This window comes from Hymenobacter sp. FMD4 (assembly GCF_058932745.1).
Genome location: NZ_JBZYWH010000021.1, coordinates 1 through 24,262 on the forward strand (window position 1 = coordinate 1; position 24,262 = coordinate 24,262).

Here is a 24,262-nt window from a genome sequence, read left to right on the forward strand (position 1 = left end):
GTCGTGAAGGTCACCCGGCAGGTAGAAGGCCAGCAGCGCACCTGGACCCAGACCTACGCCACCGAAGCCCGCGGCGAATTCCAAATCTCGTACGGCTTTTCCTTTATCGGCCAGATCTGGGACAAAGAGCGGGTGTACTATGCCGCCCCCACCGATTCGGTCTACACCATTCGCCGGGAGAAAGGCCGCAACCGCCTGGTATTCGCCCCGTCGCTGTTCTTTACCTGGATGCCGGCCAAGTCCCGCTACACGGACTTCTCCCTCGGCCTGTCCGGCGGCCTGGGCTTCGATGCCGCCCGCCCCACCATCTTTCTGGGCCCGACGCTCTCCTTCAACCAAAACATCAAGCTGCACGCCGGCGTGGTGGCCCACCAGCAGCGCGTGCTGCTCGGCCGGTACGAGGAGAACCAGCGCGTCGCGGAGCCGCTCACGGAAGCGCAGCTGCACTCCAACAATTACGTCATCAACCCATTCGTATCCCTTTCCTTCCGCTTTAGCGAGGCGCCGTTCAACCGGGCGCAGGGGCAACAATAAGGCAAAGGCCAATAATGAGATGATCCTGCTGCTCAAGGGCGGTTATAACCGGCCCAACCAACCATCTGCTATGATTCGATATTTCCCTGCTCTCCTATTGGGTTTGCTGCTCATCGTAGCCGCAGCTTGCTCCAAGAAAAAGGATCCCGAGCCTGAGCTGGAAGGCACCTGGACGGTGCAATACATGGACCGGACGGTGTATGCTACCGACGGTTCGGTGCTGATGCGCGACAGCTACTACGTTCCTCCGGCTACCACGACTTATGCATTTACGCCATCCGAGCTGCGGGTCATGCGGGGCACCCGGCCAAGCACCTACCTGTACACACGCACCGACAACACCTTGAATTGTCGGGATATGCTAAGTAGTAGCAGCGTGCCGGTTGCTGTCCTCATCAAGCAACTGACTAATACCGAACTGGTGCTGGAGGAAAACTCGCTGGACGCGCAATACCCCTACCGAACCTTTAGTATTGTTCACTTGACTCGGTAGCGGTAGCAAAGCACCGCATCCTTAACTCGTCCTTGGAATAAAAAGGGAAGAATCATCCAGCTGCTGACGATGCCGCTGAAGAAGTAATCCATGAATCGACATCTTCACACTTTCCTCCTTGGCCTGCTGCTCATCGTGGCTGCGGCCTGCTCCAAGAAGAAAGACCCTACGCCTTCGGTTGATGTAGAAGGCCGCTGGAACCTGGTGCGCAACACCCAAGTGGAACTGGCCAGCGGCACCCCCACCACCATCTGGGAAGAGCCGATTCCACCCGGGCAAAACTACAGCGAGGTAACGGCCACCGAGTGGAAATCCTACAACCACTGGTTCCGCCCCACACTGGTTATCCCTTACACCTACCGGCTGCAGGGCGACACGCTCTACAAGACGCTGGTGGACAATCCCCGCGTCATCATTAAAATGCTTGTGCTGGAGCACACGGCCACCAAGCTGCACGTGCGGAACGTGACAGGGCCCTACCCGCTCGGGTCCCTGCTGTACGAGCATTACTACACCCGCTAACACATCTGCGTGCTCGCATAGCGCTGCAGCGAAAGTAGCTGGCTACTAAGGAAGCCCCCGTCCAAAGCTTATGAGCTCACACGCGCTTTTTTAATCCGGGTTTATCTTTCGTAGGAGGTACCTGGTTCAACCGTGATTCTGCATTCAGTCTTCCTGATTAGCCGTTTGCCCATGGGGGTTAAACTGCCGCCGATGTTTGGTCCCGTCGTGATCGCAACAATCATTGGCTTGTGGCTGCTTGGAAAGTACGTTGACAAAAGAAGAGGCAACTACTGACCCGATCAACGTGGTGTACGCGTTGGCAAAAGCGTTGGAGCTGCCATTGACCCACTGGGTGACGTTTGTTGATTCAGAGTGGTTATCAATTCAAGCGATAACGCCTGGCTTGCTGCCGTTTTTAGCTTGGTTTTATGCTCCCGAAGCGAATCACGCGCCTTAGAGAATCGAAGCTTGCTCCTGCCGTAAGACGAGCTGCAAACGGGTAAATTTGCACAGGCAGTGCTTCACTGCCTTCCACTACCCTGTTCACTTGCCAAAGAGCCGCAGTACACGCCGCCGAAAGGCTCCCAAACGAACGGCCACAAGCACTGGCCCTGCCTTCACATGGGTTCCTTCCAAGTATTGGGCGGTGGGGCTTGTAATGGCTTTGTGGTTTCTCTATTTCATGCCTCGGGAGCTGCTCTATGCAGAGTGGCCCGGCCATGGTTTGTTCCTACTTGGGTACATATTTGGGCTAGTGCCAGCGTTGGTTTATGTAACTGCGAAGGCGTTTGCTTGGGAAAGCCATTGGCCTACCCTGTTGATGGCTTTGTCCCCGCTGGTTGTAGGTCCAACGTTCGGCTTGTGGTGGGAACGTCGGGAAAATCAAGCCTTGCATCAGCAGGGCGTCTGGACCCGTGGCGTCATCAGCGAGCGAATGAAGGTAAAAGCCAGGCGTGGGGAACCGTACTGGCAATTCCGCTGCACCTTCACCGTCGCGGGGTCCACTTACCAAACGGCATACAAAGCAGAGGGCAACTACTCCCGAGCGAAAGGCGACACGCTGGACATCATTTACTGCCGCGACTACCCAAAAATGAACGAAATCGGTTACCTGTACCAGCCGAACTAGGACTGCCCTTGGTTGTGGTTCCGCTTCGACGTGCTAGCTTCGATCGTGAAACGATACCCCCTACTGCTCGTCTGCTGTTTATTGGCCTGCTCGGCATTCGGCCAGACGCTGAATTGGGAGTTGTACCAGGTGGACGAGCAGTTGGCCGTCCGGTTTCCAGCGCCGCCGCAGGAAGTGGATGCTGCCGGAGCACTGGCTGTCCAAAAGCCTGAAACCAAGCAGGACCCCATGGTGCAGGCTTCCCGAACGTACGTGACGCAGGATGCGTTGGCGCGTTACGTGCTGGTCAAGATACCCCTACCCGAAGCGCCTAACTTCCCGGCTTCGTTTGAAGAGCGTTCGGCGTACTACCAAGCCCGCACCATACCGCTGTTGGCAGGCCGCAACGAAGTGGTGGAACAACAGATTTTTCAATTGGACGGTGTTGATGTCATCGGCGTGAAGCTGCGCGGACCGGGCAGCAATGGGAAACCGCAGCTGCGCTTCATTCAAATCATCACGCTTGGCAGCACCGTGTACCAACTGCACTTCTCACCCCTTGGGAAAAAGGGCGAAAACGCGGTTGACCAACGCGCCACGTTTTTCCGGGTAGAGCTATTGAAGCCTGCTGATTAAATAATTTAAAAATTCAGCACCCTGTGCAGGTAATGCTAACCGGAGCCAACATGCGCAGTCCAGAGGAGCTACATGAACAGCTCAAAACTCGGTTGGGCTTCCCGCCATACTACGGCGCTAATCTGGACGCTTTGTGGGATTGCTTGACAAGTTATGTAGCGGTGCCGCTGACGGTGACGTGGCTGGATTTCGCCGCCTCCAAACAGCACCTCGGGGACTATGCCGAACGGGTGTTGGAAGTGTGCCGAAAAGCACAGGCAGACATACCGGAGCTGGTCATTGAAATTCGTTGATTGATACTGCAACGTGAAAGAAACCTTTCAATTCATCTGCCTCTGGATTCTTGTCGCTGGCGTTAGTTGCGGCTTCGTTTACGTCTTAAAACATTACCAAATCATCGAGGAGCTTGCCTTCCGCTACGGCTTCGTGCTGGCTGCTTTTCTGTCGTTTTATGTAGCCAAACGCATTACGGGCGGGGAATGGGGTCCCGAATGAGAAGGCGCATGTACCCATCGGACGCTGATTAACACGAACCACGCGAATGCTGCACGCTGCCAAAGATTGGAAGGTAACTAGGAGTTGCACGCGCTGTGGACACCAAGACAGCATTCAAGTTTCCAAACGCGAAGCGGCATTTCACCTCGTAGACGTCAATGCTTTCTTGGGCCGGGTCTGCCCCCGTTGCGCGTCCACTGCTTTTTCAACCGCTATGCCCATGCCTGAACTTGACTTTGACTTGCTGCAGGAGTGGGCCACGAATGAAGAATTGTACTTACTGGAACAGGACGAAGACTTGGTGCTAGCCGAGGAAAGGTACCTAGATATGCTGCTTCAAGTGCTTGACACCTTACCGATACTAGAAGACAAGCGGAACATCTTACTGAATGCGTTGTGCGTGCTGGTGTACGACAACACGGCTGGCCACCATCCACGCCCCAATACCAAGCTAAAAAGCCGGGTCATTGCTGAACTGAACAAAAGGCAGGACTGGTTAAAGCGGGCGGATAACTGCATCATGGACTACATCAAAGCAGTAGTATACCCGCTGTTGTCATGGGCCGATTAAGTTCGTAGTGGAGCTTGGTTAACGAAGTTGATTTATTAAATAATTTGAAATTGCCTACTACTGCCCCATTGAACTGCCATGCACCTACATAACCGCACAGTGTCATGTGTTTCGTACAGCACGGAGCGAAACTGGCTGCGTGAATTGCCCCAAGCGAACTGGCTGTGCGTGTTACTGGCCGATGGAACGCCCCGCAGGTATTTAGATGAAGTATTGCCCAAGTTGCTGCTACGCAATGTTGCGTGGGTCTGCTGCGTCGGCCAGCAAGGCGAATGGGTGCATGATTTGCTGGACGAAGAAATCGCATTCCGCGACGTCGAGGGTCATTACCTGCCGCCGCACCTCGTCATGACCACGTGGCACAAAGAGTTGGAAGAGGGTTTAGCGTTTGCTGTGTGCATAGCCCATTATTACGAAGCACCTATCGAACAAGTGACGGTGCTGGATTTGACGCAGGGGGCGTACGATAAGCGGATTCAAGCCTGTCTTGTTTCGTTGGCGAAGCATTAAGTGAACAAGCTATTTTGGTCTGATTCGAATTCACAGTTACTACTTCGCCAGCCAATTGAAGTAACTTTTACCAAGACCTATGTCTGTGCACCTGCAAGCGTTTCTCGAAGCCTTCATTGACAAACATTACAAGAAGGGCTGGCTGCAAGCTTTGTCACGCAGCAAGCGCGAAGATGTGATGAAAGGCATGGACGCCTTGTACCGGGAATTAGATGAACGCTACTGTCACTTGCTGCCTAAAGGAAGTAAGCAGCAGAACGTGGTATTTCTTCGCCAAGCACTTTCTAAGTACCGGCTGACGTCCTGCTACGTGCTGTCGGCTTATACGCCATGGCACCAGCAAACATGGTCCACTGACCAAGCACTGGAAGAAGTGGTCGGCAGCAGCTCCACCACCATTGTGTCGTTTATCCCCGGTAAAGTCGCGTATTTCGAAGGTCACTCATCCGGCGACCGGTACTTGTGCATTCGTGAGGCGTAACCACTTGATTAAATAATATAAAAATTCAGCACCCCGTGCAGGTAAGGCTAACCGGAACCGACATGCGCACCAACACGAATGCTGCGCGTTGAACAACTTTGGATAAAAGCTTATGAACATAAATGCCTTTTGAATAACTTCTACAAAACTACTCAACCTTTATTTTAAAATATATTATCTGTTATTGAAAAGATATTAGCGCAGTAAAACTTATTTAAAAATGCATTCTAATTTTTTGTGAGAATAGGACCATCCGCCCTGCGGTTTGTAAGGGGCTATCAGACTTATTTCCAAGTTAACGCTTTCACCTCCACCTAGGTCTACCCATGCGTTGTTGGAAGCAACAACTCTATCACCATATTTCATAAAAAAAGATATTTCATTACAACGTACAAGTTGGGAACCCCTGTTGGTAACACGTACAAAAAGAGTAGCACAGAACCTCCCAGTAGCATCTTCGCAGTGACTGACAGACGTAGTTTTCACGTCGATTAAGTCGAAAGGGCTTAGTACTGGCTCCGGTTTGGCAATAGTAGGAACAACCGGAACTGAAGGGGAAGGAACAGCATCGGAATACTTACAAGCCGGTATGATAACCCAGTCGGTTTGAAGGTTGTCGCTGGTTGATTTTTCTTTGATTTTAAGCCTGATTTTTAACTCTGTCGAAGAATCCTGCTTTCTAATTACTTCGTATCCCCGCCCTGCCCGTTTTACTGATATGTCCTTTTCAGGACTTTCAAGCTCATACGAGACGTCATAATCAGCATCGAATTTCGAAAGATCAAGTTCTCCAACGCCTCTTTGGCTGAATATTACGTTATAGCTGCAAGTTGCTTTGCCGTCAATAATGTTATCAAATCCGTCATTCTTTTTTAGCTCCCAACCAATCGGACGGTATTTAACAATCAGCCCTCTTACAACCAATAATTCAGGTTCCGTAATTGTCACACGGAATCTATCAGATCCAATTCGCTCAATCCGAAAAGCATTTGCCGGTTCTACAGCCAATTTGTATGCTTCTGTTGCTCCGGGTACTCTTAAATCAAATGAACGACCTCGAAGTGTCGAAACTTCTGAAAACAAGGTTTTTCCAATGGTATTCTTGAGAAGCTCCCACCCTTCAGGATCTGCTACCGGTGCGGAGACTGGCACGAACAGCGTAATAAACAGAAGCACATGTGTTAGAAGACCAGTCATATAGCAGCGTTTTTCAGATAAAAAATAAGAAGTAGCCCTTAGGAGCCCTCAAAGACCAACTTCAGATCAATATAGACTATAAATGATCTATAATTATAATTTGGATTATAATTGTTTGCAATTTAACCAGACTGCCGTTTAGAGGCGACTACAACAGTCGGACAAGCTTACAGCGGAGACCCAAACCACGCGACTATAGCCCCCCAGGACGCACTTCGGCTAATTAGCTGCAACAAGTCCCCGTTTGCTAAAAGACCCTCTTAAAACGACTTTTTCGCTTTAACCTGCACCAGCATAGTGGAAGCATTTTATTCCACCGTTGTCATTGACGGACCACCACATACTGACATGGAAGCCTTGGGCAATGACGTAGTTGTTGCCAATGAACAGCACAGTTAGGGGCAGTTTGGCTTTGTAGCGAATTGGGGTGCGTCGTGAATGGCGTCGAGCGTGCGGGGAAATGGCGCAGCAGGCGCGCCCGTTAAAGCGGAACGAACAGGAGGAGAAGCAAACAGTGTTTCAAGAGGGTAAGCGAAAAAGAGGATAAGAGATGATTGGAAGCGCAATTACCAGCATCCGAAGCCAGTAAGGCAAGCTTCTTTCGCGCACTGGCCGGCAGTATGGTGGCACACGAAATCGCAAGTAAAGTGGGATGCTACCCAAAGCCCAAACGACCTGCAACGGAAACCAAGCGGCCCCCAAGCCCGTGATCGGCAATAAGGCCGTTTCGGTCACGCTACTGAGTCTTTTCGGCATTAAAGGACTTGACGCCTGTCAACCCGGGGATTGATATTCAACATTCCAGCGGCTGGAGAGGCGCAGTAGCTTTGCCCTAGTTCGTTTTTCCGCTCCATGTTCGTTGCCACACTGCCCGCTCGCCACGCCCCCAATGAGAGCCGGCGACTCGTGGCTTTTCTCTCACGCACGGGGCAGGGCGCTGCTCGTCTCGTTTTAGCCCGCCGCATTTCCACCGATTTGATGGCCTGCGCATTCCTCTACGATAACCCAGCTCTTGACGCCCGTACTGCTCACCTAGGAAAAGGTCACCGCAGCATCCCGGAGGCCAAACGCCTGGCCCTGCCCATTCAAGCGGCTCGTTTTATCTGCTCGCGGGCTTAGTAGGGCAAACAATGGACGAGCTGTTAGCCGGTTCCCGCCAATCAGAAGACAACAGACTTCTATTCGCCATTACACCGTTCAGACCAGTTCCGGCAAGGGGTGCCAAGCCCCTTTAGCAGACGGCGCCATCCGGTTCAACCTTGCTCAGCAGCATCCGCCAGCACATTCATTTCCTACCAACTCTCTCTTTCTGCTAACCATGAAAAAGATTATTCTGTCTCTGGCTTTGCTTGCCGGCGCTGCCGGTACCCAAGCCCAATCCACCGCTGATGGCGGCACCCGTTTCGGCCTCAAAGTGGGCGTGGTCGCTGCTACGCTCGCCGGCGATGACAAAGACTTCCGCGGCAATGTGCAAAATCGTTTCGGTTTTCAGGCCGGCGTGACCACCACGACAACCTTGGGCGTCGGCGGACTCTTCGAGCTGCACCCGGAGCTGCTGTATTCGCAGCGCGGCTACCAAATTGACAATGTTTCCAAAACGACTTTCCACAACATTGATGTGCCGCTGCTGGCTCGCATCAACGCGGCGGGCCTGGTGTTTGAGGCCGGTCCGCAAGTGGGCTACTTATTCGCGCACAAGACCGAGTTTGAAGATTCCACCATGCCGGACATCACCGGCCGGGGCCAACTCAACAAGCTTTTGTTCGGCTACATTGTGGGCGTGGGCTACCAGTTGGAGAGCGGCCCCAACGTCGGCATTCGCTACAACGGCGGCATCACCAAACTCTACGACGGCGATGCCGCGCTTCCCGGCGGGAATAGCATTCGCAACTCGGTATTTCAGTTCCAACTGGGCTTTGCCTTCCCCAGCTTCAACTAAGTCGTTGCGCTGCCATAGTAACCTCTCTCCAACTCGCTTGGGGTAGTTTCCTCAGCGCGCAGGAACCGGCGCAGGTCATACCCACTACTCCGACCAGCAGTTGCTATACCTCCCTGATCTAACCTTCCTGCGCCCCATGCCATGATTGCCATGACTACCCCGTTGGAAACCCTAAACCGTCTGAAGACTGAGGGTTACACCGAAGATTTCAACCGGGACCACGCTTACCTGACGGTTAAACGCTCCGTCATCCGGCTCATGCCCGCGGAGTTTGCCATCGACCAGCACTTTCGGTTTGAAGGCAACTCAGACCCCGACGATGAAGCCGCCGTCTACGCCATCTAATCGGCCAAGGAACACTATGCGCAGCATGGCCGGAATCGACAGCGCTCTTTTGGCCTCCCGTAACTCGTCCTGGTTGGTAATGCCCAGCCGGTTGTAAACCACTTGGTGGGCGGGGTCGTAAAAGCCGTCCGCAGTAGCCAAATCAAGCAGCAGTAAGAGATAAAGAACCCGCCCAGCGAAAGCCAAGCGGGTTATCAGAATCCATCCAAAGGATGCTGTTTAGGGCAGCAGCAATTCCTCGGGTTGCATGGGAGGCTGAGACGACGAAGTACCGGCTGCGCTCGTGGCAGCCCCAGCCCGGCTGGCATAGTAGCTTTTAAGCTCGTCGGTGCCCCCTTGCAGCGTTATCTCGCCAGCCACGTAGCGCGCATACAACGCTTCGGACAGCGGACCCAGCACGGCCCCCTGAGCCACGCTCCAGGCGCGGGCCTTGTCGATGAGCAGCTGCCGCTGGGCGGGGGTTTTCTTCCGCTCGGAGTACGTGATGTGTTGGTCCATCAGAGGGTGCGTTGTTGCTTTAAAATAAACGTAATATGGCCGTAAAAGGCTCCCCTACCGGCTGGGTTTACCACTGCTTAGCACGATTACCGGCGTGGTAGGTGGCTAGCCGGGTAACGGCTCGACAAAAGGGAAAAATCAGGTAACGGACGAAGCCTCTTGTAGTTCTTCGGGGTCTACGGATGCCAAATCCAGCAACGGGGCGTAGCAGGCTTTGAACGCGTCGTCCTGTTGGCACCGCCGGTAGAACTCCTCCCTGCTCAGCGCCGGCTGGCTGGCGTCGCGGTTGAGCTCGTACCCGTAGTGGCACATCCGGAACGTGGGAAAGTTGACGGTTCCTGCCGGCTTACTCATGGGCCGTGAGAAACTGAAGCTGGGCTTGAAAGTCGGCCAGCGCCGCGGCGTCCGGCAGCAGAAAGCACGGGGTTTTGCTCGTGAGCGGAAACTGGAGCAATTCCGCGGGCACGGCCAGCGTGCCGAGCAGGCGCTGCACCAGGCGCGGCTCCTCGCGTTTGAGCTTGCCGTTTTTCAGGTTGATGACGTTGGGATAAGTAAGCTGATGCTGCTCGCAAAAAGGCTTTAGCCCCCCGCTGCCCAGCATTTTCAGGCGCCCCTGAACGTAACGCAGTGCTTCGGCATAGGAAACGGTTAAACTCAAGTCTGGGAATGGCAGCGGGGCTACTTCGGGGCTTTTTACTGCTTCCATGCTTTATCTGGTTGGACCATCCAAGCCTGCCGGCTTACTCCGGCAGAGCCGCGCTTGTGGCTCCAGCAGGCTATTAGTTGAGGCCAGTGGCTTAGCTCAGATGGGGTAGCCAAGTGGTACACCGCGAAACTAGCCCCCCTGAATAGGCGCTGGGAGAAAAAAGGACGAATGGTAAAAAGTTGGCGGTGAAGTGCACCGGGCTTACGCGAATGGTCCCGGCAAACCGCATCAGGAAAGGTGTCTGCTTATTTCATTTGGGGGCCAAAGCATAGCTACTACACCTTTAGGGTAGCTGGTCGGGGCAGCACGTCATCAGTGTTGCTTGGGACGGCCCAGCTGCGGAGCCGGAATAGGCACTGGGGGTTGCATCTGGTAATAGGCCAGCTCGAACACCGCAGGCAGATCCAGTCAGGCCAGGACAGCCAGGCGCTGCAGTTCCCCCAACGTGGCGGTTTCCGGCTTCTGCCTGCGCAGCGCCAGGGTACGTGGCACGACTTTCCAAGCCTCGGCCACTTCCTTGCGGGTCCCCAACGAGTGAATCAGCTCCGCCAATGAGCTACAGGAAACGGGCCTGATAGGCTCCTGCTCACGCTCCAGGGGCATTACCTGGACGCTGGGTGGGGTTGCTTTAGGGGTCTTCATGCCGTAAAAAAGTAAGCTTAATTGGCATTATTACGTGCAGCCCTTCTAATGGACTGCCTCATGCGGCAGCTTGGCTAGTGGGAATCCTTTACTCAATGGTCAACACCACTGGCTTATAAAACGTGGTTTTCCAGCGGTCAAGGGCTGCTTTTGGGCCTAGCAACCGGAGCTGCTGAGCAGGCCTTACTAGCTGGAAAGGCATGCCTGGCCTAGCAGTAAATGCCTGGTAAGTAGGGTGCGGTAAGTCACGCAGTAGCGAAAGGATAGTTTTTGTAAGCGAGCCAATAAGCTAAAGCATAGCGCCTGGTTAGTGAAGGAGTAGCGAAAGGATAGATTTTGTAAGCCGGCCGAGGATGTACGGACACCCTGCCTTGGCCTTAACCTAAGCCTGATTTGCACCCTGATTTAGCCGAACAAGTGCCTTGATCAACCCAAAAAACACTGAATGCAGTGCTTATAGCCACTTTTCACCCATTGGCAGGAATCCAAGCGGATGCGTGAAAGGATAGAAATTGTAAGTCAATCCAGCCGCTTGTAGAGAGAAACGATGAGGAAAATGGCCATGAGGCCCCCTGAGCCACTGAAAGCGCTTACCATTTCTATCCTTTAGCAGGGTACCCCCCACTTTCGCTTACCATTTCTATCCTTTTGAGATCTACAGCCGGAAAGGGGATGCATTTTCTATCCTTTGGCTGCGTCTCAAGGTCGAGGAGGCAAGCTCGTCCGTTTACCGGGAGCGCTACAGACGGCTTCATGCTAAAAACGGCCAGCATGGAGTGTAGAGGCCAATTTTATACTATTTCGCACGGGGCTGGAGCAGCATTCTTTCTTATATACAGGTCTATAAAGTAATATAAAGTACAAATTTTTATTGGAAAAGTGCAATCGCGCTTTAATGCTAATTTGTACTCTTATTTCCTGTTGTTTTCTTGCTCCGTTCTTCGGTTTTGTACCCTTAAACAGCTAACCTGGAACCGGACATCAACAAATTTGTGAGTTTTTTTTATTTGTCAAGTATTTACTCTATTTGCAGGGCTCGTAACTCATTGATTTGACAGCTGTTGCCGAGGTATAAGGATAGCTTTGGTAAGCTAAAGGATAGGATTGGTAAGCGGGAAGGATAGCTTTTGTAAGCCAAGGGATAGAAACGGTAAGCCAAAGGATAGCTTTTGTAAGTGCTAGGGATAGAGATTGTAAGCCAAAGGATAGAAACTTAAGGAAGGCTTACCCAAATTACTACAACTTATTTACATTTGGTCGTATAGCGCTACCTGTTCCCTCCATTATGAGTGTTCCTGCTACTTCCGGCACCCCAGCGACGGGTGATTCCTTCCTGGAGATTCGGCAACATAACGCCATCACTACCGCCCGCTACGAAATGAGCGCGTGCGAGATGGACATCGTCTTCTCCTTGCTCTCGGTGCTGCGCAAAGAAGACAAGCCGGGCACGATCTACCGCATTCGGGTTAAGGAGCTGGAGCAGATGACCGGTCGGGCCTGGAACTACCAGCGGCTGCTGGAAGCCACGTCCAACCTGCGCAGCCGCGAATACCACATCGAGGACAACAAGCACGTGCTGCAGGTAGGTTTGCTGGCCTCGGCGCTGTACGTGAAGGGCGAAGGCATCATCGAGCTGGAGATATCCGAGCGCATGCGGCGCTACCTGATTGATTTGAAGAACAACTTTACCTCCTACCGCCTGCAGTCGGTTTTCAGCCTCTCCAGCAAGTACGCCAAGCGCATCTACCAGATTGCCTCGCAGTGGAAGGACATCGGGGAAACCAAAACCTTTACGCTGGACGAGTTCAAGATCATGCTCTCGCTCAAGGACCCCAAGGGGCTGGAACCCGAGCAGTACGAAAAGATTTCGGCGCTGCAGAAGTACGTGCTGGACGTGGCCACTTCGCAAATCAACGAGCACACCGACCTGCGCATCAACTACGAGCTCATCAAGAAGGGCCGCTCCTACCAGAGCATCAAGTTTTTCGTGAACGCCCAGGTGCCCCAGCAGCTGCCCATTCCCTTTGAAGACGGCGCCGAGGAGGAAAAGCAACGGCGGGCCCTGCACAACCTGGAAGAGTTGGAAATCCGGGACCCCAAGCTAATCAGTCAGATACTTGGGGACGCCAAGAAGCTCAATGCCTTGTTCTCTTTCTGCTACAAGCACAAAACGGGCAAAGTGAAAGCCGATAAGAACCCGGGCGGCCTGTTTTTGAAGATGGTCGGGTTGCGCTAGTCATCCCGGCAGCTAGCACAGCAGCTAAGAAACAGAAGGGAAAGAATGGGCGAGACGCCAGCTTAGCCACTCGGGGTAGCTGCCTTGATACCGGACTTACGATAGCGCCTTCGGGGCACGCTGCGGCGCTTCATACTCTTCCGGCCCCATGTGGGGTCGCACGTAGGCATGCTTGTGTATGCGTTTGCACTGACCGTGAAGCTACCATCCATGATAGCACATAGCTCACTAAGTAGTATTAGCTTTGTAGAATTTAGCTATGGATAATATCGCTCTGCTGTGAAGAATGCGCGTCTGCCGCAACGCTTATTAATCGGACTGCTGCTGTTCTTCGCTTTTGTTTCGGCACAGGCCCAGCGCCTCGCCTTGGATCCGCTCCTGAAAGGCATTGTCGTCTGGGCAGCCGCTCCGGACCCCAGCGGCTGGGTGTGGCTGGCCACCGACCGTGGCGCCTTCCGCTATGACGGGCGGCGGCTGGTACCACTGCAGGCGCTCAGTTCCTCCGGGCCCCGCCTCGGCTCACAGCCCTTGCAGTCGGTATTGCTCGATTCGACCGGCACCGTCTGGTTTGGCGGCCGGGCTGGGCTGTTTGCCTTTCGCCCGGCCACGGGCCAACTCCAGCCGATACCGTTGCCCACGCGCCGGACTACCCGCAATGGCGTCACGGCCCTGGGACAGCACGCCGGCGCCCTATGGGTGGGTATTGACACGGACCCCCTCACGGTTTTGCGCTTGGACCTGCGCCATCCCGGCCAGCGGCTGAAGTCGGTTCTGCGGCATTCCCGCGGCTACGTGCAGGACTTTGCCTACGACTCGCTGGGCCGCTGGCTGGTACTGGGACTGCAGGAGCGTTGGGAGCCGGCTCTAAACGGCCGGTGGCGTTACTTGCCGCAGCCGCAACCCTACCACGGCGTGTTTACCACCGCCACCGGGCACCGGCGGTGGGTCGGGCACGGCAACCGCCTGCCGCTGCCCGGTACCGGGGGCCGCTGGCAAGTGGCCTTCGATGGGCTGTACGACTGCCGGGCTGGCCGCGCCCCGCGCCGCGTCCAGAGGTGGCCGCTGCCCGATTTCAAGGTACCGCCCGTGCTGCAAGTCGTCGAGCAGGACAGCACCTGGTTCTGGTCGGCCGGCGAGCAACTGCTGAGTGTGTCCCTGCGGGGCCTGCGCGCTACCGCTGCCCCCGTGGTGCGGTGCCGACGAACCCCGCTCGCCTTCGGCCGCGAGCTGGTGCTGGTGCCGCTGCCCGGCCGACCGGCGCTGCTGGGCTTTCGCCGCGACGGGCCGGGCGCTATCCGCGTGGCCCCGGACGAACAAGTGGCCGAGCCGCTGCCTGTGGCCCCGCCGCAGGCGTTGAGCACGCGCGCCATTGGCCGCCTGCCCGATGGGCGGCTGTTCGTCAGCACCTACGAAGGACTCTTCACCCAACCCGCCGATTCGCCGCTGGCGCGCTTGCAGCACCTGGCTTCCACCCGCCAAGCTGGTGTGTGGTTTGCTACCCTGCCGCTGCCCGGCAGGCGCCTGCTGGTGGCCAACGAGCTGGGCCACTTCGATGTGTGGGACCGGGGCCGGCAGACCCGCTTGCCCTGGGTAGGCAGGCACCCCAGCCTCTATGAAACCAACGGTCTGTGTTTGCTTCGCGACGCTGCCGGCCGCACCTGGGGCGGCACCGTGGCCGGGCTTTTTGAAATTGACGTGGCGCGCGGTCAGGTACGCCGCTACCGGGAGGCCGACACGGCGTTTGTGCTCCACCAGCGCCGCATTGAGGCCCTGGCGGAAGGACCAGCCGGCGTATTGTGGGTGGCCACGGCGCAGGGCCTGTACCGGCTGACCGTGGCGACCGGTCAGTTGCTTCGCTACGGCCCCGGCGAGCCGGGCCCGCGTCGTTTGCCCACTGCCGATGTGCGCTGCCTGCTGCTGACCCACCCCGACAGCCTGTGGCTGGGCACCTTCGACCAGGGCCTGCTGCTGCTCAACCCGCGCCTGGGCCTGCGTCATCAGCTGTCCCTCGCCCAGGGTCTGCCGAGCGAGTCGGTAGCTTCGCTCACCCGCCTGCCCACCGACCGGCGCGGCCTGTGGCTGGGTACGTATCGCGGCTTGGTGCGCTATGAGCCGGCCACCCACCGATTGCGGACGCTTACGGCCGCCGACGGGTTGGCCGCCGAGGAGCTGAACCGCCAGTCGCTGTGGTACGAAGCCGCCACCGGCCACTTGTACGCGGGGGGCGTGGGCGGCGTTAGCCGGGTTGAACCGCGGCGGGCCGGCTTGCACAGGGCCGATGCCCGCCCGCAGGTACTGCTGGCAGCCGTGCGGCAGCACCACGCGGCCCGGGGCGTCATGGCCACGCGCTACCCGCTTCCGGGGCAGCCGCTGAACCTGACGCTAAACCCCGGCGACGCATTTGTGGACCTGGACTTGTCGCTGGCTGATTACGCACCCGGCTCCCAGGGCCAATTTTCTTACCGGCTTGTTTCGGCCGATCAGCCGCTTCCCCGCTGGTTGTCGCTTGGGGCTACCGGCACCTTGCGCCTGCAGAACGTAGCGTCCGGCACCTATACGCTGCAGGTACGCGGGGAAACGGCCGCTGGCACCCCCACGGCCCTGTTGCAGCTCCCGCTGGTGGTGCGCGTGCCCTGGCTGCGCCGCCCGACCACGTGGGCGCTGGGGGCGGTACTGCTGGCCGGGCTGGTGGGCGCCGGCGTGTACGGGTGGCAGCGCACGCAGGCCGCCCGGCGCCTGAGCGAGCAGCAGCTGCGCGCCCGGCTGGCCGCCGACCTGCACGACGAAGTCGGCAACCTGCTCACCCGCGTCACGCTGCGCGCCGAGCTGGTGCGCGAGTTGCCCGAGCCGCAGCTGCTCGACGAACTGCTGACGGAAAGCCGCTCGGCCGCGGCCACCGTGCGCGACCTGATCTGGAGCGTGGACACGGCCGCCGATACGGCCGGAGCCCTGGCCGACCGCCTGCTCGACCTGCTAAGCCAAAGCGGGCGAGCTGCGGGGCGCCCCGCCCGGTTTGAACGGCTACCGGCCGCGTTTCCCGAGGCGGCGCGCCTGCGCCCCGACGTGCGCCAGCACACCTACCTGATCGGGCGCGAAGCCCTGACCAACGCCCTCAAACACGCTCCTCCCGGCGCGGCGCTGCACCTGCGGCTGGTGGTATCGGTCGAAGAGCTGCTGCTGGAGCTGCACCAGGACGGCCCGGCAGACGGCCATGCTGCCCTGCCCGGAATGCAAGCCCGCGCCGGGCAGGGCTTGCGCAACATGGCTGCCCGCGCCCAGCAGTTGCGCGGCCACCTGGAAACCTGCGGCGCCACCGCCGATGGCGGCTGGCTCGTGCGCCTGCGCGTGCCCCGGCCCTTGGCCGCGTAGCAAAGCCGGCACGTAGCAAGCTGCTGGATTTCACCGGCAGGCGCGGTGACTCGCCCCCCTGCGTTACAGACGGCCCTGCGCAGCCCGGGCCAGTAGTTCGCCCTTATTGGCCACGCGCAGCTTTTCATACAATCGGACCACGTAGGTGCGCACGGTGGCTGGGCTCAAGCCCAGTTGGGCGGCGGTTTGCTTTTCCGTCAGGCCCGCCACCAGCGCCTCGAGCACCTGCCGCTCCCGCTCGCTAAGCAAGGAGACCTCCCGTGAAGGCACGGGCGTGAAGTATTCCAGCATCTTGCGCGCCACCGAGGGGCTCATTACCGCCCCGCCGGCCGCCACGTCCAGCAGGGCCTGCCGGTAAGCGGGCAGCGGCGTCGCGCTTTTTACCACGTACCCGCGCGCCCCCAGGCGCAGGGCCTGGTAGATGACGTCCGCCGCGTCGTTGGTGGTTTGCACCAGCACGCCCAGCGCGGGCCAGCGCTGCAGCAGGCGCGGCAGGGCCTCAAGCCCGCTTTGCCCGGGCAGATGTAAGTCCAGCAACAGCAGCTGCGGCGTCAGACTATCGGCCAACTCGATCCACAACGCTTCGATGCTGTCAGCCACGGCAATGCACTCGAACTCGGGACAGCGGCTTAGGTACTGGTGCAGCAGCTGGCGCACCGTGGCGTCGTCCTCGACGAGGGCCAAGCGTAAAGGCCCGGCAGGAGGCGTCGGTACGGCGGCCCCAAGTGGAGAGATACTGGCAGACGAGGGCATAGGGGGAATCAGGGTGAATCGGTGCGCGAAGTTCTAATTAGTAAAAATACCAGGTGCAGTGCTCCGTGTCATCAGAAATGAGGACGCGGCGGAACAAGGTTGCCACGGCGCACCGATGTGCTTTGTGCCGTGGCGGCAACGCGCCGGGAAAGCTACACGGGCGACGTGGTTATCGCCTTCAACCCGATTACTGCAAGCCAGCCGACGCGGCGCCGGTGTGCCTGCGGGAATGAACCATACCCAAAGCCCGCAGCCAGGTGCGTCCAACCCCGCTTCAGGTCTTTGCGGCTTATTGAACGCGTGTCCTCAAAAATGGGGACATCCACGAGTTGGTACCGGCGCCAGCCGACCGTGAGCTTTGTCCCTGGTTGCACCGCTTGGCAGCGACACTGTTCCCTCAGGTTATTTTCTACTGTTCTTTTCGCATGCACACACCACTACTTTTTGCTTCGTCCACCACCCGCCGGGCCCTGGCCCTAGGCCTCTCGCTGGGCCTGACCTTAACCGCTCAGGCGCGTACCAACGCGGCCCCGGGCGTTGCCACCAGCTCCTCTTTATTGGTAGCAGCTGACCTTACCGTCAACACGGGCACGTCCGCCAATCCCGTCAGCATACCAGCTGGCACCTATGACAACATTACCATCACCGGCACGGGCGTGGCGGTGCTGGGCGGCCAGGTTACCGTCAACGCGAGCCTGGTGGTGCAATCCGGCGGTGAGCTACAGGACGGCGACATCAACAACTACGTGAGCGGTCCGGGCACCATCACCATCGCCGACGGGGCCAAGCTGGTCATCACCTCCGTGGCCGGCATCTGGAATTACCCCGGCCCCAACCCCAGCGCCGGCGTGTTCCGCGGCACCGGCGTCCGCTCCTACGCCTCGGATGCCACGTACGTGTACGCCAGCAACAACGCCTCCTTCGACCCGGGCACCGGCGACGGGCTGCCCGCCGTGGTGCGCAGCCTGGAGGTGCGCGTGCCGGCCAGCCGCCGGCTTATTATGAGTAAGGCCGTCAGCATCCGCCAAACGTTGCGCCTGATCAGCGGCACGCTCTCGACCGGCATTTTTACCACCTACCCGCTGACGCTGCTCTCGGATGCTTCGGGCACGGCCCTACTGGTGAATGCCGGCGGCACGGTATCGGGCAACGTAACGGTGCAGCGCTACATCAACCCGAGCCTGAACCCAGGCCTGGGCTACCGCCACATTGCGGCGCCTACCACGGGCCAGACCATAGCCAGCCTGGGCTCGGGTGGCACGGCCCCGGTGCTGAACTCCGCCTACAACAGCTCGGCCAACCCGACCACGGTGACACCCTTCCCCAGCGTGTTCCGCTACGACCAGGCCCGCCTGATTACCTCGCCTGCCACCACGCTCTCCGCCTTCGACCGGGGCTGGATAGCGCCCTCTACTCCCGGTGAATCCATGCAGCTGGCGCTGGCGGGCTACACCGTGCAGCTGCCCGGGGCCAGCACGCTCAGCTTCACCGGTTCGCTGGCGCAGGGACAGGGCGCCATTGCGATGAGCCGGAACAGCGGGGCCACGGCCGCCGACGCGGGCTGGAACTTCGTCGGCAACCCCTACGCCTCGCCGCTGGACTTTAGCACCGTGCAAAGCAGCCAGCGCATCAACGTGGATGCCGCTTACTACGTGTTTGAAAGCACCTCGCAGTTCGGCGGGCAGTACCGCACCTACGTCAACGGCTTCGGCAACCCCATCATCGGCACGGCCCAGGCCTTCTTTATGCGCGTCAGCAGCGGGCAGACCAGCGGCTCGATTACCTTCACCAACGCCAACCGCGTCACCGACTACAACCAGCCGGCTCCCGTGCGCCGCGGCAACGACCCGCGCCCGCAGCTCACCCTGCAGCTCGGCGGCCAGGGCCTCAGCGACGCGCTGACCGTGTACGCCGAAGCCGGCGCCACCGACGCGGCTGACGCCGAGTTCGACGCCCTGAAGCTGCCAAACACCACGGGCCTGAATATAGCCTCGGTGGCCAGCGGCGGACAGGAAATGTCCATCGACGGGCGCGCCGCTTTCGGCCCGGCCACGCTGATTCCGCTCACGGTGCAGGTGCCGCGCGCCGGCGCCTACGTCCTCCGGGCCGAGCACTTAGCCAACCTGCCCACCGGCCTGACCTTGACGCTGGTGGACCAGCAGACCGGCGCCCGCACCCCGCTGAGCACCGGCAGCAGCTACACCGCGCAACTCAGCGCCACCCCGGCCCCGGGCCGCTTCTGGCTCGAAGCCGGCAGCCGCGTGACGGCCGGCGCCGCGGCCCGGGCAGCCCAGCAGGTGCAGCTCTTCCCCAACCCGACCAGCGGCCAGCTCACCCTGCTGCGCCCGGGCACCTGGGGTAGCACGGAAGTAAGCGTGCTCAACAGCGTAGGCCAGGTAGTGATGCGCCGCGTGCTGCCCGCCACCGAAACCCAGCTGAACGTGCAGGCCCTGCCCGCAGGCGTGTACCAGCTGCGCCTGACCACGCCGCAAGGCGCCGTGACCAAGCACCTGGTGCGCCAATAAAGGCCCTGCCCCGTGTGCTCCCACCTCATCCGGCGCACACGGTGCCCGGCTGTTCCCATGTATTTATTCTTCTACTCCTGATGCACCTGCTCAAATACCTTTCCGCGGTTGGCTTGCTTCTACTGGTTGCTTACCGAACCCACGCCCAGGGGCCGGGGTCGGGTGGCCCGCAGCCCGACAATCCCGCCCCCACGGCCGTACCCATCGACGGCGGCGCCTCCTTGCTACTGGCAGGAGGAGCAGCCTATGCCCTTCGCCGCTTGCACAAACACCGCTCACGCTAGTTAGTGGCTAAGCTAACGGCTGCCCAAACGCTACTCCTGTTGGGGTAGCGTTTGTGTTTATTTCCGGTCTTAAATGTGAAAGCAACTGATTTCGTTATCGGAGCGAAGTGATCCGGGAAGCGTTTGTGGCAGATGAGTGCGCACCGGGCAGTGCTGGCGGTCATCAGAAATTCCAGCGATGCCCGCGGGCCGCCCCTGACTCTTGACCACGGCCGACCTGGCATGCAAGCGGGCTTCAATGTGAAGCAAGATTTTGTGGAAGCTCCATCGCAACTGTTTGAGAACTGGGCGCTGAACTACGAGGCCTCGCAAACCTTTGCCACCCATTACCAAACTGTCTTGTCCTGGAATGAGTTGACAGTTTTTCCTCAAAACTGTCCATATGCAAGACCTCATCCGCAACCTGCTGCAACGCTTCCAGTACAGCGAGCAGCTGAAGGAAACCGCCGCCTTCCGTATCCTCATCGGCGGGGAAGATCCCCGCCACGTCACGGCGGATCTGGACATTCACAACGGGTTCACGCTGCTTAATTGGGTGGGTCAGTCCAGCGTAAGATCCAGACCGGCTTGTTCGTTGCGCTGATCATAACCCGCACCCAGAAACAAGACGTTCAAGCAGTGCAGCAGCGCAACCAGGAACTAACACAGCTGCTGCAGGATACGAACCTGCTCATTTTAGCGCTGAACACCCTGATCGAGGTGGCTGAGCACGAGCTGGAGATCACGGCCTGCCACACGTTGCACCCGGGCTTTAAGCGGATGCCAACAATGCGCCCCCAGTTCATCCGGTTCTTCATTCAGTCGATGACACTGCCCTTCCCGCGGTTGTCCTTGCTGTTAACGTACATCCCGTCCCCTCCCCTACCCCGAAAGACCACGGGGACATCGCGCCCCGCTCCAGGATCGTTCGTCGTGCTCAGGGGCCGTTCGTCGAAAAAGCCGGCCGTCGGGCGAAAACAAACCCCGCGGCCGCCCGGGCCCGAAGCGAATACGCTATTTTTAGGGTAGAACTCCGGTGCGCCAGCGCCTGGCCGGGCGCCTATTTCTTTGCCGCTATCATGAAAAAGCCCCTGCACGTTGTTGGCCTCCACTTGCTTGCCTGGGGCTTGTTTTTCCTCTACGAGTGGCTGTTCAAGCAGGGCGTGCTTACCGGTGAGCGGGACTACGTGCTGGAGCTGAAATACGTCACGGTGCGGGTGGCCGTGCTCATGCTCACGGTGTACGGCGTGCTGCTCGGGCTGCTGCCGCGCCTGCTCGACCGGGGCCGCCGCACCGCCTTCGCGGCCGCTACCGGCGGGGCCATCGTGCTGGCGGCCGTGCTCATGCGCACGCTAAACCATTACCTCATCATTGCGCCCATGCCCAGCCCACCGGCGGGCCTGCACACCGAAATATTTACGGTCTCGGGCCTGGCCATTTACATCGGCAACATCACCTTCAATGTGTGCTTTGTGCTGATGTTTTACTTCGGGCGGCGCTGGGCCCGGCAGCAGCAGCGCAGCCAGGAGCTGGAAGCCGCCATGCGGCAGGCCGAGCTGAGCTTGCTCAAGTCGCAGGTGCAGCCGCACTTCATCTTCAACACCATCAACAACCTCTACGCGCTGGCGCAGAAAGACTCGCCCCACACGGCCGGCATGATTTTCCGGCTGTCGGCCCTGCTCGAGTACATGCTCTACGACAGCCAGCAGGCCTGGCTCAGCCTGGACAAGGAACTGGACTACATCCGCAACTACATCGCGCTGGAGCAGGTGCGCTACGGCCCCCGCCTCGACGTGGCCCTGCTCACCTACGACGCCCCCGGCCACTGGCAGATTCCCTCGCTTACGCTGCTGCCCTTCGTGGAAAACGCCTTCAAGCACGGCCTGAGCCAGCAAACCGGCCCCTGCTGGCTGCGCCTTGACGTGGCGGAAGTCAACGGGTGGCTGCACGTCAAGATTGAAAACAGCCTGCCCGAAGCCGCGCCCTCCCCCGCCACCGACCGCTTTCGCGGCGGCCTGGGCGTGGAGAACGTGCGCAAGCGTCTCGACATCCTGTACGGGGCCGGCCGCTACGACCTGCGCCTGCTCCGCGACGCCGACAGTTTCCTGGTAGTGCTTAAGCTTCGGCCCGATCCTCATTCCCCCTCCCCCGCCCATGAGCAGCCCGCTTCGCAAGCTGAAGTGCTTGGTCGTTGACGACGAGCCGCTGGCCGCCGAGCTGCTGGCCGGCTACGTTGCCACGCTGCCTGAGCTGGAGCTCGTGGGCATCTGCCACCACGCCCTCGACGCCTTTACGGCCCTGCAGCGCCAGCCCGTCGACCTGCTGTTTCTCGACATTCAGATGCCGCAGCTTACCGGCCTGCAGTTTCTGCGCGCCCTGGCCGCGCCGCCGGCCGTCGTTCTCACCACCGCTTACCGCGAGTACGCCGTGGAAGGCTTCGAGCTGGAAGTAGTCGATTACCTGGTCAAACCCGTGTCGCTGGAGCGCTTTCTGCGCGCCGTGGGCCGGGTGCTTGCCCGCCACCAGTTGCCGGTCCCTCCGACCAGTGTGCCGGCTCCGGCACCTGCGGCGGAGCCTTACATGTACTTCAAGGTCGACAAGGAAATGGTGAAGGTGTACCTGCGCGACATTCTCTGGATTGAGAGTCTCAAGGACTACGTTAAGATTCAAACCCTCAATACGTCTCTTGTTACCTACCAGCGCATCACCATTATGGAGGCGAAGCTGCCCGAGCACGCCTTCGTGCGGGTGCACCGCTCCTTTATCGTCGCCAAGGACAAGATTTCCGGATTCAGCCACGGGCAGGTGCGGATTGGCGCCAGAGAAATACCGATTGGGAAAAGCTACAAACAGGACGTGTTCCGACGCCTGGAGCCCCTCGGCGGCTGAGCTGAGCAACGCCAGTGACAAGCAGGCAGTAAGCTCACCGCCCCGCCACAGGCCCAGCCGGCGGCAGGTAAAAGCGTAAACCTGGGGCCCGTGCACTGGCTGTAGGCATCCCGGCGGGGAGCTCTAAGTCCGTGAATGCGCTCAGCCGCCGCGCTCATTTGTTCCACGAAGGCGACCGGCGTATGCCCGCACCTTTCGCAGGTACTGCAGCCAGTAGGCCGCCGGCTGAACCCGACTTAGGTACCTAGCGTCCGGTCTCCCGCTTTGGTGCTTTCCCTTTCAGCTGCCTGGCCAGGTACGCATGCTCCAACCCCCTTCCGAAAAGGCTTAACCACGCGCGCCCCTTCCCCACCGGGTACGAGCAGCACGGTGCCAAGCCCAGCGACAAACCAATCGTTGAAAAGCGAGATGTCCATGAGAAAAGCATTTACCATTTCTGGCTTGGCGGCCCACCTGCTGGTCGCTTCCTCATTTCCTGAAAGTCCAACAACACCAGTAGCGCTGGGCAGCCGCCAGGCCCATCAGACTTGGGCAGTAAGCTGCCGGAAGTACCCGGCAGGGGCGTTGTCACCTCGGGCAAAACAAGGCACTGCCGCTGCTGAGCCGACCGGCGGGCTGCCAAGCCGGGTTCCTGCGGCCGAATCAGCGTTCATCAACCTGAATCCGGCCTGGTCGCCCGATGGCCGGCAGCTCGTTTTCGAGAGCTGGCGCAGCGGTGCGGGGGAGCTGTACCTCATGAATGCCGACGGTACCGACGAGCGGCGGTTGCCGACGGGGGGCGGCAACAGCACCCACCCGCACTGGTCGCCTGACGGACGCATCGTGTTCGACTCGGACCGCGGACGCGTGTTCAACCTGTACACCATCCGGCCCGACGGCACCGACGAGCGGGTTTTGCTCGCGCGCGGCCAGGACACCACGGCGTACTTTGCCCGGCACCCGGCCTGGTCCCCCGACGGCCGTTACGTGGCTTTCGATTCGGGGCGCGACGGCAACGGCGAAATCTACGTGGCCCGCGCCGACGGATCCGGTACCCGGCGCATCACCACGCTGCCCGGTAACGATTCCCACGCCAGCTGGACGCCGGCGGGCGAAGTCATTCACGGAGGAACCATCGGCGCCCAGCCCGGGCCGTGGGCCGTGCACCCGGAGACGGGCGCGCAGCGGCGCTTATTCGCCCGGCCCGAGTCTTATGGGTACGTGGAAGTGGCCCCCGACGGCGGCCGGTTTGTTTACGGCACCAAGGGGCGGTTATTCGTTGCTCGGGTGGAAGGCGCGGGCCAGCCGGTACCGCTTACCGCCCCGGGGTTTATTAGCTACGAATGCGCCTGGTCGCCCGACTCGCGCCGCATTGCTTTTTACACCGACCTGACCGGCCAGCACAAGCTGTACGTGATCGAGGCCGATGGCACGAATCTGCGGCAGTTAACCGGCCTGGCTCGCTTGCCCCAGCCGGCCGCGCCCGCCGGCGCGCCAAAAAAAGCCGTCACTCCGGAAGATGCGCCCAAGCCCCCACCCCGAGCCCCGTCGCGAAAACGAGCGCCCCGCAAGTAGACCGCGCACCGGAA

General features: G+C 59.2%; 30 protein-coding genes. 23 read left to right on the forward strand and 7 right to left on the reverse strand.

Translation table 11 applies throughout. The features are described from left to right. The 11 genes from AC5FXY_RS16840 to AC5FXY_RS16890 form a co-directional block, all read left to right on the forward strand. On the forward strand, positions 1-534 hold a 534-nt coding region (locus AC5FXY_RS16840), incomplete at its 5' end, for a hypothetical protein (RefSeq protein WP_493557872.1). Between the two features lie 70 nt (positions 535-604). Continuing rightward, a complete protein-coding gene (locus AC5FXY_RS16845; RefSeq protein ID WP_493557873.1) occupies positions 605-1,027 on the forward strand; it encodes a hypothetical protein in 423 nt (140 codons plus the stop codon). Positions 1,028-1,117: 90 nt separating this feature from the next. Beyond that, positions 1,118-1,549, forward strand: a complete 432-nt coding sequence (locus AC5FXY_RS16850; protein WP_493557874.1) for a hypothetical protein — start codon at positions 1,118-1,120, stop codon at positions 1,547-1,549. A gap of 238 nt (positions 1,550-1,787) precedes the next feature. Then, the gene (locus AC5FXY_RS16855; RefSeq protein ID WP_493557875.1) at positions 1,788-1,988 is read left to right on the forward strand and encodes a hypothetical protein; all 201 of its coding nucleotides are present in this window, start codon (positions 1,788-1,790) and stop codon (positions 1,986-1,988) included. Between the two features lie 369 nt (positions 1,989-2,357). After that, entirely contained in the window at positions 2,358-2,660 is a 303-nt protein-coding gene (locus AC5FXY_RS16860) for a hypothetical protein (RefSeq protein ID WP_493557876.1), read from the forward strand. Between the two features lie 45 nt (positions 2,661-2,705). Continuing rightward, a complete protein-coding gene (locus AC5FXY_RS16865; RefSeq protein ID WP_493557877.1) occupies positions 2,706-3,275 on the forward strand; it encodes a hypothetical protein in 570 nt (189 codons plus the stop codon). 32 nt (positions 3,276-3,307) lie between these two features. Next, the gene (locus AC5FXY_RS16870) at positions 3,308-3,568 is read left to right on the forward strand and encodes a barstar family protein (protein WP_493557878.1); all 261 of its coding nucleotides are present in this window, start codon (positions 3,308-3,310) and stop codon (positions 3,566-3,568) included. 13 nt (positions 3,569-3,581) lie between these two features. After that, positions 3,582-3,770 carry a hypothetical protein gene (locus tag AC5FXY_RS16875; protein ID WP_493557879.1) on the forward strand — a complete coding sequence of 63 codons (189 nt, stop codon included), beginning with the start codon at positions 3,582-3,584 and terminating at the stop codon, positions 3,768-3,770. 220 nt (positions 3,771-3,990) lie between these two features. Then, positions 3,991-4,341: a hypothetical protein gene (locus AC5FXY_RS16880; RefSeq protein WP_493557880.1), complete on the forward strand. Its 351-nt coding sequence runs from the start codon at positions 3,991-3,993 to the stop codon at positions 4,339-4,341. A 78-nt stretch (positions 4,342-4,419) separates the two neighbouring features. Beyond that, positions 4,420-4,851 carry a DUF7684 family protein gene (locus tag AC5FXY_RS16885; RefSeq protein ID WP_493557881.1) on the forward strand — a complete coding sequence of 144 codons (432 nt, stop codon included), beginning with the start codon at positions 4,420-4,422 and terminating at the stop codon, positions 4,849-4,851. A 79-nt stretch (positions 4,852-4,930) separates the two neighbouring features. After that, the gene (locus AC5FXY_RS16890; RefSeq protein ID WP_493557882.1) at positions 4,931-5,332 is read left to right on the forward strand and encodes a hypothetical protein; all 402 of its coding nucleotides are present in this window, start codon (positions 4,931-4,933) and stop codon (positions 5,330-5,332) included. Positions 5,333-5,542: 210 nt separating this feature from the next. On the opposite strand, the gene AC5FXY_RS16895 is transcribed toward AC5FXY_RS16890, so the two are convergent. Beyond that, a complete protein-coding gene (locus AC5FXY_RS16895; RefSeq protein WP_493557883.1) occupies positions 5,543-6,529 on the reverse strand; it encodes a hypothetical protein in 987 nt (328 codons plus the stop codon). A gap of 852 nt (positions 6,530-7,381) precedes the next feature. On the opposite strand from AC5FXY_RS16895, the gene AC5FXY_RS16900 reads away from it, so the two are divergent. From AC5FXY_RS16900 to AC5FXY_RS16910, 3 genes are all read left to right on the forward strand, one after another. After that, positions 7,382-7,648, forward strand: a complete 267-nt coding sequence (locus AC5FXY_RS16900; protein WP_493557884.1) for a hypothetical protein — start codon at positions 7,382-7,384, stop codon at positions 7,646-7,648. Positions 7,649-7,847: 199 nt separating this feature from the next. Further along, positions 7,848-8,468 carry a porin family protein gene (locus AC5FXY_RS16905; RefSeq protein ID WP_493557885.1) on the forward strand — a complete coding sequence of 207 codons (621 nt, stop codon included), beginning with the start codon at positions 7,848-7,850 and terminating at the stop codon, positions 8,466-8,468. Positions 8,469-8,618: 150 nt separating this feature from the next. Beyond that, positions 8,619-8,813 (forward strand): hypothetical protein, encoded by a 195-nt coding sequence (locus AC5FXY_RS16910; protein ID WP_493557886.1) that lies wholly within the window; start codon positions 8,619-8,621, stop codon positions 8,811-8,813. Here AC5FXY_RS16910 and AC5FXY_RS16915 read toward each other — a convergent pair. The 5 genes from AC5FXY_RS16915 to AC5FXY_RS16935 all read right to left on the reverse strand — a co-directional run bounded on the left by AC5FXY_RS16915 (position 8,775) and on the right by AC5FXY_RS16935 (position 10,659). Beyond that, positions 8,775-8,954, reverse strand: a complete 180-nt coding sequence (locus AC5FXY_RS16915) for a hypothetical protein (RefSeq protein ID WP_493557887.1) — start codon at positions 8,952-8,954, stop codon at positions 8,775-8,777. The genes AC5FXY_RS16910 and AC5FXY_RS16915 overlap by 39 nt on opposite strands. A gap of 78 nt (positions 8,955-9,032) precedes the next feature. Continuing rightward, positions 9,033-9,311: a hypothetical protein gene (locus AC5FXY_RS16920; protein ID WP_493557888.1), complete on the reverse strand. Its 279-nt coding sequence runs from the start codon at positions 9,309-9,311 to the stop codon at positions 9,033-9,035. A gap of 138 nt (positions 9,312-9,449) precedes the next feature. Continuing rightward, entirely contained in the window at positions 9,450-9,665 is a 216-nt protein-coding gene (locus AC5FXY_RS16925) for a hypothetical protein (RefSeq protein WP_493557889.1), read from the reverse strand. Further along, positions 9,658-9,969 carry a hypothetical protein gene (locus AC5FXY_RS16930; protein WP_493557890.1) on the reverse strand — a complete coding sequence of 104 codons (312 nt, stop codon included), beginning with the start codon at positions 9,967-9,969 and terminating at the stop codon, positions 9,658-9,660. The genes AC5FXY_RS16925 and AC5FXY_RS16930 overlap by 8 nt, the downstream gene beginning before the upstream one ends. A 456-nt stretch (positions 9,970-10,425) precedes the next feature. Continuing rightward, positions 10,426-10,659 carry a hypothetical protein gene (locus tag AC5FXY_RS16935; RefSeq protein ID WP_493557891.1) on the reverse strand — a complete coding sequence of 78 codons (234 nt, stop codon included), beginning with the start codon at positions 10,657-10,659 and terminating at the stop codon, positions 10,426-10,428. Positions 10,660-11,944: 1,285 nt separating this feature from the next. Here AC5FXY_RS16935 and AC5FXY_RS16940 point away from each other — a divergent pair. Beyond that, complete coding sequence (locus AC5FXY_RS16940) at positions 11,945-12,895, forward strand: replication initiation protein (protein ID WP_493557892.1); 951 nt, start codon at positions 11,945-11,947, stop codon at positions 12,893-12,895. A 279-nt stretch (positions 12,896-13,174) separates the two neighbouring features. Continuing rightward, positions 13,175-16,264, forward strand: a complete 3,090-nt coding sequence (locus AC5FXY_RS16945) for a sensor histidine kinase (RefSeq protein ID WP_493557893.1) — start codon at positions 13,175-13,177, stop codon at positions 16,262-16,264. A 63-nt stretch (positions 16,265-16,327) separates the two neighbouring features. Here AC5FXY_RS16945 and AC5FXY_RS16950 read toward each other — a convergent pair whose 3' ends face one another. After that, complete coding sequence (locus AC5FXY_RS16950) at positions 16,328-17,017, reverse strand: response regulator (protein ID WP_493557894.1); 690 nt, start codon at positions 17,015-17,017, stop codon at positions 16,328-16,330. A gap of 425 nt (positions 17,018-17,442) precedes the next feature. On the opposite strand from AC5FXY_RS16950, the gene AC5FXY_RS16955 reads away from it, so the two are divergent. The 7 genes from AC5FXY_RS16955 (at position 17,443) to AC5FXY_RS16985 (ending at position 24,248) form a co-directional block, all read left to right on the forward strand. Then, positions 17,443-19,542: a T9SS type A sorting domain-containing protein gene (locus AC5FXY_RS16955; RefSeq protein WP_493557895.1), complete on the forward strand. Its 2,100-nt coding sequence runs from the start codon at positions 17,443-17,445 to the stop codon at positions 19,540-19,542. 80 nt (positions 19,543-19,622) lie between these two features. Then, on the forward strand, positions 19,623-19,826 hold the full coding sequence (locus AC5FXY_RS16960; RefSeq protein WP_493557896.1) for a PID-CTERM protein-sorting domain-containing protein: 204 nt from the start codon (positions 19,623-19,625) through the stop codon (positions 19,824-19,826). A gap of 382 nt (positions 19,827-20,208) precedes the next feature. Then, positions 20,209-20,409 carry a hypothetical protein gene (locus AC5FXY_RS16965; protein ID WP_493557897.1) on the forward strand — a complete coding sequence of 67 codons (201 nt, stop codon included), beginning with the start codon at positions 20,209-20,211 and terminating at the stop codon, positions 20,407-20,409. Beyond that, a complete protein-coding gene (locus AC5FXY_RS16970) occupies positions 20,394-20,834 on the forward strand; it encodes a hypothetical protein (RefSeq protein ID WP_493557898.1) in 441 nt (146 codons plus the stop codon). Before AC5FXY_RS16965 ends, AC5FXY_RS16970 begins: the two co-directional genes overlap by 16 nt. A 50-nt stretch (positions 20,835-20,884) precedes the next feature. Then, a complete protein-coding gene (locus AC5FXY_RS16975) occupies positions 20,885-22,000 on the forward strand; it encodes a sensor histidine kinase (RefSeq protein WP_493557899.1) in 1,116 nt (371 codons plus the stop codon). After that, entirely contained in the window at positions 21,960-22,694 is a 735-nt protein-coding gene (locus tag AC5FXY_RS16980) for a LytR/AlgR family response regulator transcription factor (protein WP_493557900.1), read from the forward strand. Before AC5FXY_RS16975 ends, AC5FXY_RS16980 begins: the two co-directional genes overlap by 41 nt. Before the next feature lie 414 nt (positions 22,695-23,108). Continuing rightward, the gene (locus AC5FXY_RS16985) at positions 23,109-24,248 is read left to right on the forward strand and encodes a hypothetical protein (protein ID WP_493557901.1); all 1,140 of its coding nucleotides are present in this window, start codon (positions 23,109-23,111) and stop codon (positions 24,246-24,248) included. Positions 24,249-24,262: the final 14 nt, after the last annotated feature.

Coding starts and splice junctions, on each gene's coding strand:
- AC5FXY_RS16845 (WP_493557873.1), top strand. CDS start 605: ATGATTCGATATTTCCCTGCTCTCCTATTGGGTTTGCTGCTCATCGTA.
- AC5FXY_RS16850 (WP_493557874.1), top strand. CDS start 1,118: ATGAATCGACATCTTCACACTTTCCTCCTTGGCCTGCTGCTCATCGTG.
- AC5FXY_RS16870 (WP_493557878.1), top strand. CDS start 3,308: ATGCTAACCGGAGCCAACATGCGCAGTCCAGAGGAGCTACATGAACAG.
- AC5FXY_RS16880 (WP_493557880.1), top strand. CDS start 3,991: ATGCCTGAACTTGACTTTGACTTGCTGCAGGAGTGGGCCACGAATGAA.
- AC5FXY_RS16885 (WP_493557881.1), top strand. CDS start 4,420: ATGCACCTACATAACCGCACAGTGTCATGTGTTTCGTACAGCACGGAG.
- AC5FXY_RS16890 (WP_493557882.1), top strand. CDS start 4,931: ATGTCTGTGCACCTGCAAGCGTTTCTCGAAGCCTTCATTGACAAACAT.
- AC5FXY_RS16895 (WP_493557883.1), bottom strand. CDS start 6,529: ATGACTGGTCTTCTAACACATGTGCTTCTGTTTATTACGCTGTTCGTG.
- AC5FXY_RS16900 (WP_493557884.1), top strand. CDS start 7,382: ATGTTCGTTGCCACACTGCCCGCTCGCCACGCCCCCAATGAGAGCCGG.
- AC5FXY_RS16905 (WP_493557885.1), top strand. CDS start 7,848: ATGAAAAAGATTATTCTGTCTCTGGCTTTGCTTGCCGGCGCTGCCGGT.
- AC5FXY_RS16910 (WP_493557886.1), top strand. CDS start 8,619: ATGACTACCCCGTTGGAAACCCTAAACCGTCTGAAGACTGAGGGTTAC.
- AC5FXY_RS16920 (WP_493557888.1), bottom strand. CDS start 9,311: ATGGACCAACACATCACGTACTCCGAGCGGAAGAAAACCCCCGCCCAG.
- AC5FXY_RS16925 (WP_493557889.1), bottom strand. CDS start 9,665: ATGAGTAAGCCGGCAGGAACCGTCAACTTTCCCACGTTCCGGATGTGC.
- AC5FXY_RS16935 (WP_493557891.1), bottom strand. CDS start 10,659: ATGAAGACCCCTAAAGCAACCCCACCCAGCGTCCAGGTAATGCCCCTG.
- AC5FXY_RS16940 (WP_493557892.1), top strand. CDS start 11,945: ATGAGTGTTCCTGCTACTTCCGGCACCCCAGCGACGGGTGATTCCTTC.
- AC5FXY_RS16950 (WP_493557894.1), bottom strand. CDS start 17,017: ATGCCCTCGTCTGCCAGTATCTCTCCACTTGGGGCCGCCGTACCGACG.
- AC5FXY_RS16955 (WP_493557895.1), top strand. CDS start 17,443: ATGCACACACCACTACTTTTTGCTTCGTCCACCACCCGCCGGGCCCTG.
- AC5FXY_RS16960 (WP_493557896.1), top strand. CDS start 19,623: ATGCACCTGCTCAAATACCTTTCCGCGGTTGGCTTGCTTCTACTGGTT.
- AC5FXY_RS16965 (WP_493557897.1), top strand. CDS start 20,209: ATGCAAGACCTCATCCGCAACCTGCTGCAACGCTTCCAGTACAGCGAG.
- AC5FXY_RS16975 (WP_493557899.1), top strand. CDS start 20,885: ATGAAAAAGCCCCTGCACGTTGTTGGCCTCCACTTGCTTGCCTGGGGC.
- AC5FXY_RS16980 (WP_493557900.1), top strand. CDS start 21,960: ATGAGCAGCCCGCTTCGCAAGCTGAAGTGCTTGGTCGTTGACGACGAG.
- AC5FXY_RS16985 (WP_493557901.1), top strand. CDS start 23,109: ATGAGAAAAGCATTTACCATTTCTGGCTTGGCGGCCCACCTGCTGGTC.